This is a genomic window from Halosimplex yunnanense, assembly GCF_054504345.1.
In genome coordinates this window covers 740,881-759,349 of the sequence record NZ_JBTJEL010000037.1, presented here as the reverse complement: position 1 = coordinate 759,349, position 18,469 = coordinate 740,881, and the positions used below count along the sequence as shown (strand labels likewise).

Annotated in this window: 21 protein-coding genes; 7 read left to right on the top strand and 14 right to left on the bottom strand. The window is 68.1% G+C overall.

Features of this window, described 5'->3' with window-relative positions; all coding sequences use genetic code 11:
• Positions 1-227: 227 nt before the first annotated feature.
• Genes AB2U09_RS22670 through AB2U09_RS22655 form a run of 4 tightly spaced genes read right to left on the bottom strand, consistent with a single transcriptional unit; the run spans position 228 to position 4,985 of the window.
• Complete coding sequence (locus AB2U09_RS22670) at positions 228-1,682, bottom strand: hypothetical protein (protein WP_459195020.1); 1,455 nt, start codon at positions 1,680-1,682, stop codon at positions 228-230.
• Positions 1,679-3,151, bottom strand: coding sequence for a DUF58 domain-containing protein (locus AB2U09_RS22665; RefSeq protein ID WP_459195019.1), 1,473 nt, complete (start codon positions 3,149-3,151; stop codon positions 1,679-1,681). Before AB2U09_RS22665 ends, AB2U09_RS22670 begins: the two co-directional genes overlap by 4 nt.
• Positions 3,148-3,828 (bottom strand): DUF7269 family protein, encoded by a 681-nt coding sequence (locus tag AB2U09_RS22660; protein ID WP_459195018.1) that lies wholly within the window; start codon positions 3,826-3,828, stop codon positions 3,148-3,150. Before AB2U09_RS22660 ends, AB2U09_RS22665 begins: the two co-directional genes overlap by 4 nt.
• The gene (locus AB2U09_RS22655; protein ID WP_459195017.1) at positions 3,825-4,985 is read right to left on the bottom strand and encodes a DUF4129 domain-containing protein; all 1,161 of its coding nucleotides are present in this window, start codon (positions 4,983-4,985) and stop codon (positions 3,825-3,827) included. Before AB2U09_RS22655 ends, AB2U09_RS22660 begins: the two co-directional genes overlap by 4 nt.
• 95 nt (positions 4,986-5,080) lie before the next feature.
• Between AB2U09_RS22655 and AB2U09_RS22650 the strand changes: the two genes are divergently transcribed.
• On the top strand, positions 5,081-6,160 hold the full coding sequence (locus AB2U09_RS22650) for a M48 family metalloprotease (protein WP_459195016.1): 1,080 nt from the start codon (positions 5,081-5,083) through the stop codon (positions 6,158-6,160).
• A 57-nt stretch (positions 6,161-6,217) separates the two neighbouring features.
• On the opposite strand, the gene trpB is transcribed toward AB2U09_RS22650, so the two are convergent.
• Complete coding sequence (trpB, locus tag AB2U09_RS22645; RefSeq protein WP_459195015.1) at positions 6,218-7,381, bottom strand: tryptophan synthase subunit beta; 1,164 nt, start codon at positions 7,379-7,381, stop codon at positions 6,218-6,220.
• A gap of 139 nt (positions 7,382-7,520) precedes the next feature.
• On the opposite strand from trpB, the gene AB2U09_RS22640 reads away from it, so the two are divergent.
• Together AB2U09_RS22640 and AB2U09_RS22635 are read left to right on the top strand one after the other, a co-directional pair.
• A complete protein-coding gene (locus tag AB2U09_RS22640; protein ID WP_459195014.1) occupies positions 7,521-7,994 on the top strand; it encodes a DUF5518 domain-containing protein in 474 nt (157 codons plus the stop codon).
• A gap of 114 nt (positions 7,995-8,108) precedes the next feature.
• A complete protein-coding gene (locus AB2U09_RS22635; RefSeq protein WP_459195013.1) occupies positions 8,109-8,639 on the top strand; it encodes an SRPBCC family protein in 531 nt (176 codons plus the stop codon).
• A gap of 64 nt (positions 8,640-8,703) precedes the next feature.
• Here AB2U09_RS22635 and AB2U09_RS22630 read toward each other — a convergent pair whose 3' ends face one another.
• Positions 8,704-9,390, bottom strand: a complete 687-nt coding sequence (locus AB2U09_RS22630) for a plastocyanin/azurin family copper-binding protein (RefSeq protein ID WP_459195012.1) — start codon at positions 9,388-9,390, stop codon at positions 8,704-8,706.
• Between the two features lie 199 nt (positions 9,391-9,589).
• Here AB2U09_RS22630 and AB2U09_RS22625 point away from each other — a divergent pair, with 199 nt between their 5' ends.
• Together AB2U09_RS22625 and AB2U09_RS22620 are read left to right on the top strand one after the other, a co-directional pair.
• Entirely contained in the window at positions 9,590-10,330 is a 741-nt protein-coding gene (locus AB2U09_RS22625; RefSeq protein WP_459195011.1) for an NAD(+)/NADH kinase, read from the top strand.
• 71 nt (positions 10,331-10,401) lie between these two features.
• Complete coding sequence (locus AB2U09_RS22620; protein WP_459195010.1) at positions 10,402-10,851, top strand: DUF7313 family protein; 450 nt, start codon at positions 10,402-10,404, stop codon at positions 10,849-10,851.
• 531 nt (positions 10,852-11,382) lie between these two features.
• On the opposite strand, the gene AB2U09_RS22615 is transcribed toward AB2U09_RS22620, so the two are convergent.
• The 8 genes from AB2U09_RS22615 to AB2U09_RS22580 form a co-directional block, all read right to left on the bottom strand.
• Complete coding sequence (locus AB2U09_RS22615) at positions 11,383-11,658, bottom strand: DUF7314 family protein (protein WP_459195009.1); 276 nt, start codon at positions 11,656-11,658, stop codon at positions 11,383-11,385.
• A gap of 4 nt (positions 11,659-11,662) precedes the next feature.
• Positions 11,663-12,010: a DUF7315 family membrane protein gene (locus AB2U09_RS22610; protein ID WP_459195008.1), complete on the bottom strand. Its 348-nt coding sequence runs from the start codon at positions 12,008-12,010 to the stop codon at positions 11,663-11,665.
• Entirely contained in the window at positions 12,011-12,772 is a 762-nt protein-coding gene (locus AB2U09_RS22605) for a cytochrome b family protein (protein ID WP_459195007.1), read from the bottom strand.
• A gap of 4 nt (positions 12,773-12,776) precedes the next feature.
• Positions 12,777-13,580 (bottom strand): cytochrome b, encoded by an 804-nt coding sequence (locus AB2U09_RS22600; RefSeq protein ID WP_459195006.1) that lies wholly within the window; start codon positions 13,578-13,580, stop codon positions 12,777-12,779.
• A gap of 5 nt (positions 13,581-13,585) precedes the next feature.
• Positions 13,586-14,467, bottom strand: a complete 882-nt coding sequence (locus AB2U09_RS22595; RefSeq protein ID WP_459195005.1) for a ubiquinol-cytochrome c reductase iron-sulfur subunit — start codon at positions 14,465-14,467, stop codon at positions 13,586-13,588.
• A 3-nt stretch (positions 14,468-14,470) separates the two neighbouring features.
• Positions 14,471-14,860, bottom strand: coding sequence for a DUF7318 family protein (locus AB2U09_RS22590; RefSeq protein WP_459195004.1), 390 nt, complete (start codon positions 14,858-14,860; stop codon positions 14,471-14,473).
• Positions 14,860-15,516 (bottom strand): plastocyanin/azurin family copper-binding protein, encoded by a 657-nt coding sequence (locus tag AB2U09_RS22585; RefSeq protein WP_459195003.1) that lies wholly within the window; start codon positions 15,514-15,516, stop codon positions 14,860-14,862. Before AB2U09_RS22585 ends, AB2U09_RS22590 begins: the two co-directional genes overlap by 1 nt.
• Positions 15,517-15,699: 183 nt before the next feature.
• Positions 15,700-16,611: a DUF7319 domain-containing protein gene (locus AB2U09_RS22580; protein WP_459195002.1), complete on the bottom strand. Its 912-nt coding sequence runs from the start codon at positions 16,609-16,611 to the stop codon at positions 15,700-15,702.
• Positions 16,612-16,882: 271 nt separating this feature from the next.
• On the opposite strand from AB2U09_RS22580, the gene AB2U09_RS22575 reads away from it, so the two are divergent.
• On the top strand, positions 16,883-17,281 hold the full coding sequence (locus AB2U09_RS22575) for an ArsR/SmtB family transcription factor (RefSeq protein ID WP_459195001.1): 399 nt from the start codon (positions 16,883-16,885) through the stop codon (positions 17,279-17,281).
• Complete coding sequence (gene arsB / locus AB2U09_RS22570; RefSeq protein ID WP_459195000.1) at positions 17,274-18,434, top strand: ACR3 family arsenite efflux transporter; 1,161 nt, start codon at positions 17,274-17,276, stop codon at positions 18,432-18,434. The genes AB2U09_RS22575 and arsB overlap by 8 nt, the downstream gene beginning before the upstream one ends.
• Positions 18,435-18,469 lie beyond the last annotated feature (35 nt).

Genomic DNA, 18,469 nt, shown 5'->3' with positions numbered 1-18,469 from the left:
TGGACGCGTTCGAGAGAATCGGGGACCGAGAGGGGGGAGACGGGTGTTCGATCCGATAGGGATTGCCTCTGACACCCGTTCGATACTGGTCGGGAGCGTCCTAATGAGTGTTCCGTTCGTTGACGGTCGGGGCTACCCGTTGGACCCGTCCAAGGGCCGCAATACGGCGCCTCAAGGTCCGCAATACGACGTTTCAATCCGGAACGGTGGACGATTGATCGATATCTTCACCGCCGGACGGCGAACGCGAACGCGACGAACGAACACAGGACGAGGACGAGCGCGACCATCGCCCGGTCGTCGGGTATACGGAGCGGCACGGCGAAGTAGCCGACGGCGGTCGCGACCACGACGCCACCGAACAGGGCGCTCCCCGCGGCGGTCGCGTGGACGACTTCGGTCCGGGTCGACGGCCTGACACCCCCGAGGTCCCGGTCGAGGCCGACCGCGTGAACGCCCACGTCCCACACGAACAGGCAGACCGCCGCGCCGACCACGACCGCGACGGCGGGGAGGTCGTTCGAGAGCAACAGGGTGCCCGCGAGCAGCGCTACCGCGCTCACGCTGAACCCACCTCCCGCGGGGTCCGCGCCGTCGACGAGGACGTGGGCGCCGAGTATCAGCGCGGCCGTCGCGAGGAGCGAGACGAACACGCCGACCAGCGCCTGGAGGGCCGGGCCGAACGCGGCGAAGTTCGTTCCCGAACCGACCACGGCTAGCCCGTCAGCAGCCAGTCCGACTACGGCGAGGACGCCGACGGCCAAGGCACCGACGGCCCCGGCGAGACCGCCGGCCGCGAACGCCAGCGTGTACCCGGGCGACGTTCCCGTCCAGAAGACGACGGCCCGCTGGATGGACGAACACAGCGAGACGGCAGCGAGCGCGGCCGCCACAGCGGCGATCCCGATCTGTGTGGCCCCGGAGAGGAGCAGTATCTCCACGGCTCGCGCGGCTTCCGGGCGCGCGGCCAGGAACGGAGCGAGTGCGTCCGGCGCGAGCGTCGCGAAGACGAACTGCACGGCCAGTGCGACGAGGTACCAGCGCGGTACGTCCGAGAGCTGGAACCTGAACTGCGCCGCGAGCCCCTGGTCGAGCGCGGCGTCGGTCGGCGCCCACCTACCGACGACCCGCGCCGCCCGCTCGGCGAGCAGCCCGACGCAGAGCACCTCCACCTGTAGCCACCACAGTGCCACCAGCGCGGAGTACGTGGATAGCGACAGTGCCCTTCGGAGGAGTGCCGCAGCGAAGCCGGTCCCGAACAGGAACGCCGCGAGTCCGAACCCGATGCAGCTCACGACCGTCACGAATCCCGATTCCGAGACCGTGCGGTACAGCTCCGATATCACCTCGGCGTCGAACCCGTCCGACGCCGCGACTGCGGCGACGGTCGTCCCGACGAGAACGACGACGTATGCTGCGCCGTCCGTCTGAGCCACCAGTACGGTGCCGGCGAGGAGTGCGACGCTCCCGAGCACCAGCGCCACGCTCCCGGCCGCGACCCGTCGCTTGCGCTCGCCCGCGACCGCGCCGCTGCCCCAGCCAGCCGCCAGCGCGCCGGCGATGCCTGCACCAGCCGCTGGCACCGCGTCGATCCCGACGGCGACCAGCGCGGCCAGCCCGACCGTGACCGCGAGCGCCGCACGCATGGAGACGACGCCGCTCTGTCGAGCGCGCTCGGTCATGCGTCCCACCTCGCGCTCGCGCGGTCGACAGCCGCCTGCAGCGGTTCGTCCGGCGACCAGTCGACGACTCGCACTCGCTTCGTCCCGGTGACGGAGCCGAGCCGTTCCGAGCGGAGAACCCGCTCGACCGCGCCGCCCGGCGTCGACCCGTCGGTCACGTCGGGGCTGACGACGGTCGTCGCATGCTCGCGGGCCACCAGTTCGTCGACCGCACGGACCGCCACGTCGTCGAGCAGCGGCGTGACGAAGACCACCTGTGCGCCCTCCGGGAGTCGATCGAGGAGGCTGTTGCTGCCCCGAGTGGCGCTCTCCGACCCGGGGCCGGTCGCGGTGCGCTGTTCGTCATCAGCTTCGGCCCCGGATCCCGACTCTGCCCCGTGACGGGCGGAGACGTGCAGGTCGTCGACCTCGACGCCGAGTTCGCGTTCCAGCAGCGACCGGATCCGCAGCGACTGCTCCGTTCCGCGGTCGGGCGCAACCGTCCCGAGCGTCGCGAACTCTATCGACCGTCGGTGGTCGAACACCGACGCGCCGACGAGGTTCTGCTCGTCCAGCACGGCGTCAGCGATCCGGACCGCGGCATAACTGCAGAGTTCGCGTGGGGTAGGGTCCCCGGGTGCGCGCCGGCGGACGAAGCGGCCGTCGACGACGGCCATCACGGTCGCCGCCCTGGACTCCCGGTAGGTGACGGTCGTGAGTTCGCCCGTCGTCGCGTAGCGGTTCCAGTCGACGCGGCTCGCGGGGTCGCCGCGGGCGTACTCCCGCGTCGCGTAGAACTCGACGCCCTCGCCGCCGCTGTCGGTCTGCACGCGGCCCGCACCGATCCCCGTCTGCCCGGTCAGCGCCACGGATTCGACCGGTGTGTGGCAGACGAGCGTCTCGGCGGCGTCGTAGACCGTCCGCCGGACGCCGACGCCGCTCGCGCCGCGCGCGACCGCGACCACGTCGCCGAACCCGTGTTTCCCTCGGGTGACCCGCAGGTCGTAGTGCAGCTCCATCGTCTCGCCGGTTTCAACCGTGGCCGCCTTGCGAGTCTCCCCGTCGATCACCTCCAGCCCGGCGGGCGGGTCGTCGGCCAGTCGCAGGTCCGCGATCGGTGCCGACCCGACGTTTTCGGCCCGGACCGTCACCGAGACTCGATCGCCGGGTTTCGGCGCCACCGGGGCGACGACCCGCTCGACGACCAGCGCCGCCTCGGGCGGCCCCGTCAGCGAGACGTAGCCCGCGTAGACCAGCCCCACGATCGCCGCGAGGAACGCCCCCGTATTCGAGAGGACGACGCCGGCGCTCCCCGCGACCAGCGCGAGAGCGAGCCCGACCAGCCACCGACCTTCGCCGTCGGTCCCGATCGTCTCGGAGGCGGTCGTCGTCTGGGTCACCACGGGCTCGTCGCCGGGGCCGTCCGCGGCAGTCCCGCTTCGCTCCCACGCGTCCGATCGGTCAGCGTCCACACTCAATTCGCTACTCACGGCGACTCCACCTCCGTTTCGACGTCGGCGATGGCCGCGAGTTCGGCCACGGTCGCCTCCACCTGCCGCCGGTACGGATCGCCGCTGGCCCAGTCGATCACGCGGAGCCGCACCGGTAGTTCCACGTCGCCGATGTACGCGGCGGCGCGCGGGTCGTCGGTCCAGGTCCCCTCGTCGATCGCGACCGCCACGTCTTCGAACCCGGCGTCGGACTCGTTCCGGAGAACGTCGATCGCCAGCTCCCGGATCTCCCGCTCGACACCGATGCGTCCCCGCAGTCTGATCCCCTCCGACGGATCGGCGAGCCGCTGGAGCGTCTCGTCGACGCTTCCACCGACGATCCTGTCCGATATTTCGTCCGCGTCCCTGGGTGCCGGCAGCGTCGTCGGCCCCGCTTCCTCGCTGTCGCTCCGGGCCGTCCACAGCGACCAGAGCCCGAGCGCGACGGCCAGATGGGCAAAGAAGTAGACGAGCAGGCGCGCCGGAGCGGCCAGCGCGCCGACCGCGTCGTCGACCCGCGGGCCCCCGATGCCGGCGGCGATCGCCACCGCAGCTACGAACGAGAGCGCACCGACGACTCCCGCGACGTGGCGGGCGAACCGGTGGTCTCCGCCGAACGTCGCGACGAACCGCCCCGGATCCGGGCCGGGTGGATCCTCTGTCGAGCGGTCGCTCATCGGTCACCCTCCCGGCCCCGTTCGGCGAGGATGTCGCCGACGGCCTCGATGGCCGAGCGCGTTCGCTCGTCCGAGGACGGCTGTCCCCCGTAGCGCACGTCACGGAACACCCGGGTTAGCTGCCGGACCGGTTCGGACGGGTCCCCGTGTTCGATCCCCAGCCGCGCGAACTCGGCCGGAGTGCGTGCCTCGGGCCTGCTCGCGGGAAGCGGCTCGGCGAACGCTTCCCAGGCCTCCTCGACGGACCGGATGGCGTCGTCGGACTCCGACTCGGGATCGACGTCCGTCACCGAGCGAGCGTCCGCGGACGGTGAGTCGGTCGACCCACTGGTCGACTGACTGCCGCCCGCACCGGAGAACAGCCCCGCGAGCGAGAACGTCGGCCCGCTGGGCAGCGAGAACAGCCCCGTCAGTCCCCGACCGAGACCGCTCGTCAGCGATCGCGACCCCGCGCCGGCGACTAACGCGAGTCCACCCGCGACCTCACCCGCGATCGAACCGGCGGTGCCCAGCACCCGGGCCGTCCCCGTCGAAACGCCGACGAGCGCGACCATCGTGAACTGCGGGATCCGGGCGGCGATGCTCGTCGGCGAAGCGCCGCCCAATCCGCCGAGCCAGCCGAGAATGCCGGGGGATCCGGAAGACCCCCCGTCTGAACCGCGGCGAGCGGCCAGAAGCGCCTGGACAGTTCGGCCGAACACCAGAACGCCGACCGTCGTGACGAACAACAGCACGGCCCCACTCACGATCGAGTTCCAGTCGATCCCGCCCCCAGCGGGCGTCGGCGTCCCGTCCGGTATCGGCGTGGGGCTGGAGGTAGCGTTCGGGGTAGCTGTCGGCGTCGACGTGGCCCCCTCCGTCGCCGGCGTGTCCGGTGCGAGCGTCACTGTCTCGCTCGCGTCGGTCGGCCCGGCGTCCGGACCAGTTTCGCTCGAGTCGGGAGCAGTTCCTTCACCGGCGACGACCGTCCCGTCTCCGGACCGCGGCGTCGAATCACCCGCCGGTCCGTCGCCCGGAGCAGAGCCGGCCGGACCGACGAGGTCCGTCTCGGAGGCGGGTGCGGACCCGAATCCCGTCGCCGGGAAGAGGGCGCCCCCTAGCGCCACCGCGGCGACTCCCAGCGCCACCAGCACCGTCCGGTACCCTGATCGCGTCACACCGGACACTGGATTGTTCGAGACAAAACTGTTGCCTTCGCGAACTGTCCCATCGATCGGACAGTTTTTGCCACGGCACCGCGAACGCATTCGACGTGTCTCTCAGCAGCGACCGCGGGCTGGCGGTCAGGATGGTGGCTGCGCTGGCCACCGTACTCGTCGCCAACGCCCTGTTCGTCGGCGTGCTCGTCTATCTCGCCGCACCGTGGGTCGACGAGGCAGCACGCCGCGCCGTCGACGCGGTCGGTCTCCCGTCGGTAGCGGCCACGCTGTGGTGGCTCCCGCTGGCCGCGGTTCTCGTCACCGCCTGCGTCTGGGCGCAGTTGCGATACGTCCGCAGCGAGACCCTCGACGCCGTCGACGCGGAGCCCGCGACGGCGGACTCACATCTCGACCTCGACCGTCGAGTGACCCGACTGGCAGCGCAAGCGGACGTCCCGACGCCGGAGTGCTACGTCGTCGACAGCGAGACGCCCAACAGCTTCGCCCTCGGCGGCGCCGGGCGGCCGACGCTCGTGGTCAGTACCGGCCTGCTCGCGACGCTCGATGGCGACCGCCTCGACGCCGTCCTCGCGCACGAACTCGCGCACCTCCAGCACCGCGACGCGACGGTGATGACCCTCGCCTCGTTCCTCCCGGCGCTGACGAGCGACCGCCACTCGCTGCTCGATTCGCTGGGGCCGTGGGCCCGCAGCCGGATTCTCTGGGCGACCGCGCTCGGCGTGATCTACGTCGTCGGCGCCATCGCGGCCGGGACGAACCCCTTCGATCCCGGATACGCCTTCGGATTCGTCGTCGGCCTCGCGGCGGTCGTCGTCGGCGGCGGCATCGCACTCGGTGCGCTGGCCACCGCGGCCGTCATCGCAGCCCGCCGACTCTCCCACTACCGGGAGTTCGCCGCAGACGGCGGCGCCGCTGCCCTCACCGGCGACCCGGTCGCCCTCGCCGACGCGCTCGCGACGCTCGACGAGGAATCGGCGAGCGCCCCGAACGTGGACAAGCGCCTCGCCTACGACGAGGTCCGCGGCCTCTGTCTGCTCCCCCACGGGTTCGACAGCCCTGGCGACGGGGACGGCGATGGCGGAGATAGTGAGGAGTTCCACGTCGAGACGCGCTCGCATCCGCCGACCGACGAGCGCGTCGCGCGGCTCCGCGAACTGGTCGACCAGCTGTGACTCACTGAATTAGCTGGACCGCCCGAAAACGGGGCTCAGTCGAACCGTTCGTCCCGACTACGAGAGATCGAACCGCTCGGCGGCGGTCTCCATGTCCTTGTCGCCGCGGCCGCTGAGGTTAACGAGGATGGTCTCGTGGTCGGTCTCCTCGGCGACGCGCTTGGCCATCGCCAGCCCGTGGGCTGTCTCCAGCGCCGGGATGATCCCCTCCTCCTCGCTCAGCGCGCGGAAGGCCTCCAGCGCTTCGTCGTCGGTGATCGCGCGGTACTCCGCACGCCCCATCTCCCGGAACATCGCGTGTTCGGGGCCCACGCCGGGGTAGTCCAGCCCGGCCGACACCGAGTGGACCTCCGTGTCGTCGTCGATGACGCGGGTCTTCATCCCGTGGATCACGTCCTCGTGGCCGTCGTCGAGCGGCGCGGCGTGGCGGGCCGAGTCGCTCCCCTCACCGCCGCCCTCGCCGCCGTAGAACGCCACGTCGTCGTCGCGGAACGCGTGGAACAGGCCGATGGCGTTCGACCCGCCGCCGACGCAGGCCACGGCGGCGTCGGGGAGTTCACCCGTCCGCTCGCGGAACTGCTCGCGGGCCTCCCGGCCGATGACCGACTGGAACTCGCGGACCATCCGCGGGAACGGGTCCGGCCCCACCACGGAGCCGACGAGGTAGTGGGTGTCCTCGACGTTCTCGACGAAGTCCTCCAGCGCCGCGTCGACGGCGTCGGCCAGACCCTCGCCACCGCGGGTCACCTCGTTGACCTCCGCGCCCATCAGGCGCATCCGGAAGACGTTCATCTGCTGGCGCCGGACGTCTTTCCGACCCATGTAGATCTCCGTGTCAAGGTCGAACAGCGCGCCGACCATCGCGGTCGCCGTGCCGTGCTGGCCGGCGCCGGTCTCGGCGATCAGCCGCGATTTGCCGGCCTTCTCCGCGAGCAGCGCCTGCCCGACGGCGTTGTTGATCTTGTGGGCGCCGCCGTGAAGCAGGTCCTCGCGCTTGAGGTAGATCTCCGCGCCGTAGCGCTCCGAGAGATTCTCGGCGTGGTAGATGGGCGTCGGCCGCCCGGCGAACTCCTCCAGGATTGCGCGGAACTCGTCGCGGAACTCCTCCGTCTGCACGACCGTCTCGAAGGCGTCGGCCAGTTGCGCGAGCGGTTCCTGCATCGGTTCCGGCACGTGTCGACCGCCGAACCCACCGAACTCGTGGTCTGTATCGTCGCTCATGGAGTAGGCTGTCCACGTTCGTCCCTATAGGTCTGTCGCCGTCGTCCGGTTCGGCCGCATCCCACGATTCGCCATTTCAAACCCCGATACGGGCGGATTTAGCACATACGCTTATCGTGTGAGAGAACCTATAGATACTATGGCTACGAAATCTACGGATTCGTTCGTCGCACAGCGCGAGGGTGACTTCTGGGTGAACGCGCTCATCGGCGCCGTCGCGATGGTACTGCTGTCGTGGATCCCCTTCGCGACGATCATCGGCGGTGCCGTCGCCGGCTACCTGCAGCGGGGGACGCGCATGGACGGCGCGAAAGTCGGGGCGGTATCCGGGCTCATCGCCGCGATCCCGATCTTCGGGGGACTCGTCCTCGTCTTCAGCATCATCAGTTTCGGCACGGTCGTCGGCGGCGAGGCGCTGGGCACGGCGATCGTCATCGGGATCATGGTGTTCGCACTCGCCGTCACCGCGGCGGTCGTCGCGGGAACCGGCGCAGTCGGTGGCTACCTCGGCGTCGCGTTCCGGGAGCGCTCCGACGAGGGGGACGACTTCGGCGACGGGGTCGACGACACCGACGCGTACACCGTCGACACCGAAGTCGAGACGACCCACTGAGAGAGCGACCGGGCAACCCGACGTTTGGATTCGAACGCAGCAGCACCCGGGACTGACCGCTCCGCCGGGCCACGCGCGCCGAGACTATTAGTACGAGCGCTCCGCAGGGGACGTGTGGACGAAGTCGAGGTCAGCACGGTCGTCTACGTCGCACCCGAGGAGATGTACGACTTTATCGCCGACTTCCCGCGGTACGCGGACTACTCCGAGTACCTGAAGGAAGTCCGGGCCGACGGCGACGGCTCCCCCGGTACGCGCTACGCCATGCACTTCTCGTGGTGGAAGCTCAACTACACGGCCCACGCGGAGGTCGTCGCGACCGATCCGCCGAGCCGGCTCGACTGGCGAGTCACGAAGAACATCGACGCCGACGGCCGCTGGAGTGTCGAGGAAGTCTCCGACCCGCGACCGCCGGAGGTCGAGACCGCCTCTCGCGTGTCACTGCGGATCGAATACGACTCCGACTCGGTCAACGCCGGTAGCATCGACCTGCCGCGGTTCATCTCGCTGTCCCGCGTCGTCGAGAAGGTCAAACCGCTCATCCGAAAGGAAGCGACTCGAGTGGTCGAACGGATCGTCGCTGACGTGGAAGGCGAACCTCGCGACGTCGAACTGACGGTCCACACAGGACCGGACGCGATCTGATCGGAACCGGATTTTCGACGGTCGCGGCGCGGATAACTGGACCCGCTCGGCGGTTTCGACGGTCTCAGGCCTCGTCGTACTCGCCGTAGTCGCCGCCGTACTTGATGAAGAAGTACGCCAGTCCGAGCGTCGCCGCCATCCCGAACCCGGTGGCGACGCCGAGGGACTTCGCCGCGTCGGGTACTTCGGGCCGGCCACCACCGCCGCCACCCGTGTCAACCTCGACGGTGGAGACGTCCCCGCCGACGGCGATGCCGCCTTTCATGCCCTGGCCTTCGTGGGGGCCGCAGTAGTACGTGAACATCCCGCCGGTCTCCAGCGTCGCCGAGTAGGTCGTTCCCGAGGAGACGGTCTCGAACTCGCCGCCGTCGGTGCCGTCGAGGCTGCCGCCCTCGGGCTGGCTGTTCGGTTTCACGTTGTGGCCCGCTTCGACGAACTCGAAGTTCACCGTCGTCCCCGAGTCGACCCAGATCTTCGTCGGCCCGAACGCGAACCCGCCCGAGCCGACGCCGACCTCGACGGTCACCTCCGACTCGCCGCGCAGGTCCTCGTAGCCCTCGTCGTTCGCGTCGTCGAGGTACGACGGCCACTCCGGTCGGACGTTTCCACCGCCTCCGCCACCGCCGCCTTCGCCCTCGCCCTCGGTCCCTTCCTGGGCGGCGGCGGTGCCGGTACCCGCCGCGACTGCTGTGGCGCCTGCGCCAGCGCGCAGGAAGGCCCGACGTGACACGTCCGCACTCTGGTCGCTCATACCCGGGGCTTTGGGACCGTCCGTAGTGAATCCACCGGAACGAACCCGACACGACACCACCCGAACCCCGCGGGTATCCGCCAACCACGTCGGTCCCGCAGGTGAGAATGATTCCCGGAACCGGCGCACGGCGCGGTCGCTCACCGTCTCGGACGCGCGGTGCGGTGCCTTTTTGCCGAGGCCTCGCTACACTCCGGTGATGACGAACAGACCGGTCGTCGGCGTCGTCGGTGCCGACACCGACGCGGTCGTCGCCGCGGTGGAGGCCGCCGGCGGAACGCCGGCGGTCGGCCCCGCCCGGAACGTCGTCGACGACAGCGACGTGGTCGTCGCCGTCGGCGAATCTGCCCTCCTCGCAGTCGCCCGCGCGTCCCCCGCGATCCCCGTCCTACCGGTCGCGGCCGGACGCGGCGTCGAGTCCGTCCCGCTGGAAGCCGTCGACGAGGCCGTCGAAGCGCTTCTCGCTGACAAATTCGAACGGACAGCCCATCCCGTCCTCGACGTCAGCGTCGCCGATAGCACGCGGGCCAGCGCCGTCCTCGACGTGATGCTCGTCAGCGCCGAACCGGCGCAGATATCCGAGTACTCCGTCGAAAGCGCTGGTCGCCGAGTCGCACGCTTCCGCGCCGACGGCGTCGTCCTCGCGACCCCCGCCGGATCGAGCGGCTACGCGAGTTCCGCGGGTGGCCCGGTCCTCTCGCCGCGCACCGACGCTGCGGCGGTCGTGCCCGTCGCTCCGTTCGAGACGGACACCGACCACTGGATCGTTCCGACCGAGGAGGTTCGGGTGACCGTCGAGCGCGACGAGACGACCGTTCACCTCCTCGCCGACGACCGGGTCGTCGGCCCGGTCGATCCCGACGAACCCGTCAGCGTGACGGCGGACGGGACGCTCTCGATCGCGCTGGTCGCCGCGAGCCGGTCGCCGTACACGGCCTAGCGCGTCTCCGTCCCGCCGAGCGCCGCGCTGGATTGGAAAAACTCTAATGGCCCACGAACACATCTCCCGATATGGTTGCATACGAGCTGTTCGGGCCGATCGACGCCGCCCTCGGTGGCCACATCACCGAGAGCATCCTCGTCATCGAGGCGGTGCTGCTCGGTCTCGTGGTGTTGAACATCGCGGCACGGGCGCTCGCGCATCGACGCCACCTCTCGCAGGCCGAAAGCGGTGACGCCGACGCGCTCACTCGCCACCCGTTCCACATCCTCACCAACGTCGCGCTCGTCCTCGGGACGTTCTACTACATGACCGTCCACCACCACGCCGGGATGGTCGCCTCGACGATCGCTATCTTCGTCCTGCTGACCGACATCTTCGAGTTCGAGTCCCGGAAGGTCGAAGTCCGTCGGGAGATCGAGGTCGAGCGCCCCAAGGCCGCTATCGGCGCGTCGCTCGTCGCGCTGCTGTACGTCGGCTACGTCACGTTCTTCTACGGCCCCATCGGGCAGTTCCTGTAAGACCATCTTTTCACGACCGAGTTTCCTCGGTCGCGACGCTCTCCGCAGGAACCTGACCGGCAAAACATGGGTGAAAACACCGGCAGCGCAACGCTCTGACAGTGGATGAGCGACCGCAGGGGGGGGAGTGTGTGGCCGGCTGCGGTGCTGTGCGGGGCAGTCGCTGTTGCGGTGCGGTTCCTGGCGGACTGAACGGGCGAGGCCGTTCGCGTGCAGTTCAGTCGCCTGAGCGACCCCTATCCGAAGCGGACCCCGGCCGCGAGGGTTTGTCCCTTGGTTCGAGAGAGCTTCGCTCTCGCCCGATCCCGAAAATCTCCGATTTTCGGAGACAGCGGGCGTGCAGAGGGCTTTCAACCCTCCGCAATTCCTGCTACGGTAGCGGTTCCGCGAACTGTGATCGAACGCACCGAGGGCTGATACTGCTCGGCAGTGCTTCCGATCACGGTTCAGTAACCGACCGATCCCTTCGAGCAACTCCGCGATCGCAAACAACAGGCGCTACTCGGCGAGAAAACGCGAGAACCGGAGTCGTTAGTCCGAGCGCTCGGCGTAGGCGGTCCGGGCCTGTTCGATGGCCGGGATGAGGACCCAGAACGTCAGCACGCCGATGACGGCGAACCACGCCATCACGTCCATCAGTGCGATGCCGATCTGGTCGTAGATGGTGGGGTCGGAGAGTTCGACCGGCGCGATGAGCTGGACGCCGTCACCCTCGAAACTCGGCGTGCGATACCAGCCGGCCAGGGTCAGCCACGCCATGCCCGCGCCGGAGAGTATCGCCAACCCCTTCGCGAATTCGTCAGCCATTGTTTCAAGGTTCGTCGGTTTCGCCTTTAGCGTTTCCCATTCCCTCGGCGCGGAAGCGCGTCGAGAACGCGTAGGTGACCGCACCGAAGACGATCAGTCCGACACCGGCCAGCGCGATCAGGGGGTCGATCTCCGACAGCTCCGCGGTCGCTCGGTCGGTCGCGACGTCGAGCACGAGAAAGCCACCGACCACGGCGACGACCGCGATCAGCGTCGAGAAAACCGTCACGCGCTTGTAGACTGCCGTCGGTACGACGACGCTTCGGTCGTCTGCATCGTCGGCAGCAGTGTCCGTCCCGCCGGCGTCGGCGCCCCGGTCCGGGGAGTCACCGGAGGACGGTTGGTCGGCCATCTACTTCGGTGGCCGCAGCCGGTAGTACCGGCGGTTGAGGTTGAACATGTACCCTTCGCGCATCGTCCGGAGGACCGCGTACGCGAGGAACGCGGACAGGATCGGCAGGACGAACGTCAGGTCGAAGATCAGGTGCGCGTCCATCGAGATCAGGTTCTTGACCGACAGCGCCGCGATGGTGAACGCGAAGACGACGCCGCTCACGCCGATCGCGCCCCAGAAGGGCTGCTCGACGGGACGGCGCGCGCTCCCCTTGTTGAGGAAGGGGACGATGGCGACGAAGCCGACGACGACCAGGTTGGCAATGACGCCGTACGTGCGGTCGGCCATCAGCTTCTGCCCGCCCAGCAGGCTGATCTCTGGGTTGAGCGGCCCGAGTTTCAGCAGGCCGAACGACCAGTAGAGGTACCAGTCGGGCAGGATGACCGCCGGCGTCGACGACGAGTCGGCCGGCGGTCCGATGTGCGGCGGGAGCGCCGCCGCGAGGAAGATGGTCATGCCGACGAAGAAACTCGTCAGCGCGAGGTTGCGGATCATCTCGTGGGGCCAGGTCGGGAACGCCAGCACGTCGCGTTCGACGTAACTCGACTGCTGGCGCAGGTCCTGGTCCTCGCGGCGCGACCGCTCGAAGTACTCGTAGGTCAGCCGGGCGAGCCCCTGCTTGCGCGCCTTGCGCTCGCTCCAGGTCGGGGTCTCGTCGTCCGGCGGGACGATTCCCGTACCGTCGGTGCGAACTTCCTCGGAGTTGTCGTTGTCGCTCATTGTATCAGTGGGGTTCCGCGATGCCCTGCATCCAGACGATCCCGATGTGGACGGCGATGAGCCCGGTCGTCACGAACGGCAACACGAACACGTGGATGATGTACATCCGCTGGACCGTCGACTGACTGAGCGTGAAGCCGCCGAACAGCAACTGGGCGGCCCACTCGCCTATCAGCGGTATCGACAGCGCCATCTCGACGCCGATCTGGCCGGCCCAGAAGGCCAGCTGGTCCCACGGGAGCAGGTAGCCCGTGTACCCGAAGACCATCGTCAGCGAGATGAGCACGATGCCGATGATCCAGTTGAGCTCTCGGGGCTCCTTGTACGCGCCCGTGAAATACACGCGCAGCATGTGCAGGAACACGGCCGCGACCATCACCTGCGCCGACCAGCGGTGGAGACTCCGGAGGAAGAATCCGAAGTTCAGGTCGGTCATGATGTAGGTGATGGAGTTGTACGCCAGATCCGGTGTCCCGTTCGAGGCGCCCGCGCCCGGCGCGTAGTAGAAGCCGAGCAAGGCCCCCGAAATCGCTGCGACGACGTACGCGATGGTCGAGAACGACCCGAGCGCGTACAGGGGATACCAGTACCAGAACTTGTTGTCGAGGTTGTACTGCTCGGTGTGGCTCTTCGGCATCTGGAAATTGACCTTGTAGTACATGTTCTCAAGGATTTCCAGATAGTCGACGATTCGCAGGCGCCTGTCGAGCCACAGCAGTACCGTGAGGTAGATCTCCTCGATGGCCGTCAGGTCCCGGCTCTCCATCCACGCTTCGTGATCGTGTTCGTCCTTGCGTTCGATGCTCATCTATCTTAGTCCTCCGGCCGTGGCCGCGCGACGAACTGCACTTGCGTCGGACTGAACGGGTCGTAGACCGACTGGTGGCACTGACAGTACACGTCGTTCCCGGCCTCGAAGTTCTCACTCCCCTCCAGTTGCTTGTATCCCGGCACGCAACAGAAGTGGGTGCACTTGTTGACCCAGGCCATGAAGTCCTGGTCGGTCGCCGCGTCGACGAAACTCTGGACGCTGTCCGGGAGGCTGCTGTACTCGCCCTCGCCGTTGGCCATCTTCGAGACCTCGGGCGAACGGAGCACCTGCACCGGGATGGTCTTCGCATCCTCACCCTGCGAGCGCCAGGTGGCGCTCGCGGGCTTGCCGAGGCCGGACTGACCGATGCCGTTGCCCCACTCCTCGTAGTCGTCGAACATGTCGACGGTGAAGACGGTGCTGCCCTCGACGTCCTGCTGCCACTCGTAGGCTGGTGGCGGGCTGGACGCGGCGCGGAGGTAGTTGTCTGCGTCTGCGCCGGGCTGGACACCGTGATAGCCTTCGAGCCCGCAGTACTGGAACCACTGCGAGGAGTAGGTCACGCCGCCCAGGTCCATCTCGGCGATCGTCCGCTCGACGCCCTGGACGGTCTCTGTACTCGCTTCGGGGAAGATCCCCTGAAGCTCACCCGCATCGTTCACTTCGACCGGGATCATCGGCATCCCGCGCGGCGCGGGGCCGTCGATGTTCTCGATGGCGATGTATTGGGTCGGGCCGCCACCGCCGCCCGCCGCCGACGTCACTGTGTTGACGGCGGCCGCGCCGCCCGTGCCGACGCTCGCGAGCGCCGCACTGCCGACGACGCCTTTCACGAACCGGCGACGTCCCGTTTCTCCGGGGTACTTGTCTTCGTCGAGTGGCATTGTTTATCGTTTGTAGTAAGGGTAGACGGCTCGTTTCACGCTCTCCAGCGGGTCGTCTTCCGAGAGGGACGTCCCCTCGACGTCCTCCTCGCGAACGTAGAGGTCCTCCCACTTGCGGCGTCGCTTCTTGACGATCATCACGTCCGGCAGGAACTCCTTGCGGTACAGCATGAGGATGAACGCGAGGTCGATGAAGATGATCGCGAGGATGCCGCCGAGGTACATGTTTCCGAGGGGGCTGTATCCCCAACCGTTGACCAGTCCGAACGTGAACAGGCCGACGAAGACGACCTCGACGATCGTCAACAGGACGATGCCGACGGCCGCGGCCGTGCTCTCGCGGGCCGGCTCGTAGCGGTGGATGTCTCCGTAGGTGCTTCCCGAGGAGGACATCAGTTGTTCCCTCCCTTCGCGTTCGGCGATTCACCGTACTTCAGCACGAAGAACGTGAACAGGAGCGAGACCACCATCATCACGACGGTGGAGATGCCGACGTAATGCGGATGGAATGGCACGCCCATGTGCTCGGGGTTCAGCGGCGTCTGTCCGCCCGTCTCGACGGTGGAGACCTCTTCGCCGACGGCGATGCCGCCTTTCATGCCCTGGCCTTCGTGGGGGCCGCAGTAGTACGTGAACATCCCGCCGGTCTCCAGCGTCGCCGAGTAGGTCGTCCCCGATGGGACGGTCTCGAACTCGCCGCCGTCGGTTCCGGCGAGGCTGCCGCCTTCGGGCTGGCTGTTCGGTTTCACGTTGTGGCCCGCTTCGACGAACTCGAAGGTCACCGTCGTCCCCGAGTCGACCCAGATCTTCGTCGGGCCGAACGCGAACCCGCCCGAGCCGACGCCGACCTCGACGGTCACTTCCGACTCGCCGCGCAGGTCCTCGTAGCCCTGATCGTTCGCGTCGTCGAGGTACGACGGCCACTCCGGTCGGACGCTGCCGCCACCACCGCCTTCCTCCTGTGCGGCGGCGGTGCCGGCGCCGGCGGCAACGGCGGACGCACCACCCGCCGCGCCGCCCGCAGTCCGCAGAAAGTCCCGTCTATTCATACACGTCGGTTCTCGGTACCGAATTTGTATAAACCCACCGAATACGCGCGCAGGCGTGCGATTTGCCCCGGCCGAGCTGCTATGGACCCGCAGATATTCGGCCCGAAACCCGTCCGAACGCGCCGTCCCGCCACACCGCCGGTCTTCGTCGCCAGTGATCCGGACGTCCGCCCCCGATTGCGGTCAGGACGATTCGCCGTCTGCATCCCGCTCGCTGCCGGGCAGTCCGTCGGTCGCCTCACCGGGGATCCCGTCCGTCCGCTCGGTCGCTTCGGCGTCCTCGGGGAGGAAGTCGGGTCGCTCCCCGGGTTCGAGCTCGACGGCGCGTAGTCGGTTTCGGTATTCCTCGGCGCGGAACTTGTCCGAGAGCCGTGCGTTCGCGACGACCGAGAAGAGCAGGAGTCCGATCGCGAGAAAGACGACGCCGCCGGCGAGCATTCCGATGACGTTCAGCGACCGGACGCTCCCGCCGCCGGGCGGCTGGACCACGCCGAGACTGATCACCAGCCAGCCCCCGATCAGCAGGATGCCGGCGAGCACCTGAAATCCGGCCACGACCTGCAGCATGTTGTTGCCGAGTTCGCCGCTCCCTTCCGGGACCTCCTGGGGTTCGGGCAGCAGGTCGTCCGGGGGTGCCTCTGGCACCTCGTAGGAGTCCATGGAGGCCAGCGCGACCGTCGGTTTCACGTCGCGGAGGACGGTGCCGTGACCCTCGATGGAGCCGTCGGCGTAGACGGTGGCGTACCCCTCGTCGGAGTACGCCAGCACGCGGTCGTCCTGGCGCTCGACGCGGGCGAACACCTCTCGGTCGGCCACCCGGCGCTTGAGGTCGGCCTCGACCCGGTCGAGCAGCTCCTGGCCGGTGATCCACGAGTCCGGGTCGAAGACCGCCTCCCACTCGTCGGCCGACATCGACTCCATGTCGTTCGGGCCGAAGTTCTCGAAGTCGTACTCGGCCTCGACCTGCTCGCGCAACGCCTCGATGGACTCGGTGTCCGCAGGAGCGTCGCCGTCACCGCTCGCCTCGGCGACTCCGCTCGACCCGCCGGAGGCCTCACCCTCGTCCAGCTCGCGGTCGTCGGCCGCGTCGCTCATTGTCGGAAGTCGGTCCCCGAGGGGTAAAAGCGCCCCGACCGGACGCCGTGCACTCCGAGACGATCAGATGAAATCATGCGCGCACGCGAGGTTACAGTCCACACCGACTCCGTGACCGAGAACCGATCAGGCAATTCAGTTCAGATTTCATTCAATAGATCCTTCAGCGCGACAACGCATTACTTCCCTTCGACACAGCAAATGAGCTTCTAGTCGGATCACCCGGTCGACACCGGAATGATTAATTGAGGTTTCGTTCAACTAATAGTCGATGGATCAAGGGACGGAACGGCTACGGCGGTACCTCGACGACGAACTCGGCGAGTGTCGAAGCGAAGACGTCGAGCGTCGGCTCGAGGAGCTTGGCACGCTGGAGTCGGCCCTCGGCGCCGCACAGGTCGACGCCGAACTCGACGTGCTGTCGGCGCTCGCGAACGAGACGCGGTACACGCTGGTTCGCGTGCTCGTCGCGGCCGGCGAGGAACTGTGCGTCTGTGAGTTGAACGCCGTCGTCGACGTGTCCGAGAGCGGGCTCAGCCACGCGCTCTCGGCGCTGGTCGACGCCGGGCTCGTCGACGACCGCAAGGACGGCCGCTGGAAGAAGTACCGGGCGACCAACCGCGCGGTCGCGCTCGTCACCGTCCTCGACGGGAGCGTCGACGATGAGTGAGGCCGTCCACGAGCACGGCCCGAACTGCGGCTGCGAGAGCTGCGGCGACCCTGGGTCGATGGACTTCCTCGACAAGTACCTCACCGTCTGGATCTTCGCCGCGATGGGCATCGGGGTGGGACTGGGCTTCGTCGCCCCGTCGGTGACCCGGCCCATCCAGGACCTCCACCTCGTGGAGATCGGGCTCGTACTGATGATGTATCCGCCGCTGGCGAAGGCCGACTACTCCCGGCTCCCCACCGTCTTCCGCAACTGGCGCGTGCTCGGGCTGAGCCTCGTCCAGAACTGGCTCATCGGCCCGACGCTGATGTTCGGACTCGCCGTCTTCTTCTTCAGCGGCCTCGTCCCGGGGCTTCCGGCCCGGCCGGAGTTCTTCCTCGGCCTCGTCTTCATCGGGATGGCCCGTTGCATCGCGATGGTCCTCGTCTGGAACGAACTCGCGGAGGGCTCGACGGAGTACGTCACCGGACTGGTCGCGTTCAACAGCCTGTTCCAGATCCTTACCTACGGCGTCTACGTCTGGTTTTTCGGCCTGTTCCTGCCTCCACTTCTGGGGATGGACACGCTCGTCGCCGGTATCACGGTGTTCGACGTCACGCCGATGCAGGTCTTCGAGGCGATCGTCGTGTTCCTCGGGATCCCCTTCGCTGCCGGGTTCCTCAGCCGGTACGTCGGAACGCGGGTAAAGAGCGAGGAGTGGTACGACGAGCAGTTCGTCCCGGTGATCGACCCGCTGACGCTGGTCGCGCTGCTTTTCACCGTCGTCGTGATGTTCGCGACGCAGGGCGAGAACATCGTCGCCGCGCCGGGCGACGTCCTGCTCATCGCCGTGCCGCTGACGATCTACTTCGTCGTGATGTTCCTCGTGAGCTTCGGGATGGGGAAGGGAATCGGCGCGGACTACTCGACGACGACGGCCATCGGCTTCACCGCGGCGAGCAACAACTTCGAACTGGCCATCGCGGTCGCCGTCGCCGTCTTCGGCGTCGGGTCCGGCGTCGCCTTCACCACCGTCGTCGGCCCGCTCATCGAGGTCCCCGTCCTGCTCGGACTGGTCAACGTCGCGCTGTACTTCCAGCGCTCGTTCGACTGGAGCGACGCGTCCACCGACGCTCCCGACTCCGCAGGAAGCGAACCCGCGACCGACGACTGACCGACACCGAACTCCCACCACCCACCCACCCACTG

Coding starts and splice junctions, on each gene's coding strand:
- AB2U09_RS22605 (WP_459195007.1), bottom strand. CDS start 12,772: ATGAGCGACAACGACAACTCCGAGGAAGTTCGCACCGACGGTACGGGA.
- AB2U09_RS22615 (WP_459195009.1), bottom strand. CDS start 11,658: ATGGCTGACGAATTCGCGAAGGGGTTGGCGATACTCTCCGGCGCGGGC.
- AB2U09_RS22585 (WP_459195003.1), bottom strand. CDS start 15,516: ATGAATAGACGGGACTTTCTGCGGACTGCGGGCGGCGCGGCGGGTGGT.
- AB2U09_RS22590 (WP_459195004.1), bottom strand. CDS start 14,860: ATGTCCTCCTCGGGAAGCACCTACGGAGACATCCACCGCTACGAGCCG.
- AB2U09_RS22620 (WP_459195010.1), top strand. CDS start 10,402: ATGGTTGCATACGAGCTGTTCGGGCCGATCGACGCCGCCCTCGGTGGC.
- AB2U09_RS22630 (WP_459195012.1), bottom strand. CDS start 9,390: ATGAGCGACCAGAGTGCGGACGTGTCACGTCGGGCCTTCCTGCGCGCT.
- AB2U09_RS22595 (WP_459195005.1), bottom strand. CDS start 14,467: ATGCCACTCGACGAAGACAAGTACCCCGGAGAAACGGGACGTCGCCGG.
- AB2U09_RS22600 (WP_459195006.1), bottom strand. CDS start 13,580: ATGAGCATCGAACGCAAGGACGAACACGATCACGAAGCGTGGATGGAG.
- AB2U09_RS22610 (WP_459195008.1), bottom strand. CDS start 12,010: ATGGCCGACCAACCGTCCTCCGGTGACTCCCCGGACCGGGGCGCCGAC.
- AB2U09_RS22625 (WP_459195011.1), top strand. CDS start 9,590: ATGACGAACAGACCGGTCGTCGGCGTCGTCGGTGCCGACACCGACGCG.
- AB2U09_RS22660 (WP_459195018.1), bottom strand. CDS start 3,828: ATGAGCGACCGCTCGACAGAGGATCCACCCGGCCCGGATCCGGGGCGG.
- AB2U09_RS22575 (WP_459195001.1), top strand. CDS start 16,883: ATGGATCAAGGGACGGAACGGCTACGGCGGTACCTCGACGACGAACTC.
- AB2U09_RS22640 (WP_459195014.1), top strand. CDS start 7,521: ATGGCTACGAAATCTACGGATTCGTTCGTCGCACAGCGCGAGGGTGAC.
- trpB (WP_459195015.1), bottom strand. CDS start 7,381: ATGAGCGACGATACAGACCACGAGTTCGGTGGGTTCGGCGGTCGACAC.
- AB2U09_RS22670 (WP_459195020.1), bottom strand. CDS start 1,682: ATGACCGAGCGCGCTCGACAGAGCGGCGTCGTCTCCATGCGTGCGGCG.
- arsB (WP_459195000.1), top strand. CDS start 17,274: ATGAGTGAGGCCGTCCACGAGCACGGCCCGAACTGCGGCTGCGAGAGC.
- AB2U09_RS22580 (WP_459195002.1), bottom strand. CDS start 16,611: ATGAGCGACGCGGCCGACGACCGCGAGCTGGACGAGGGTGAGGCCTCC.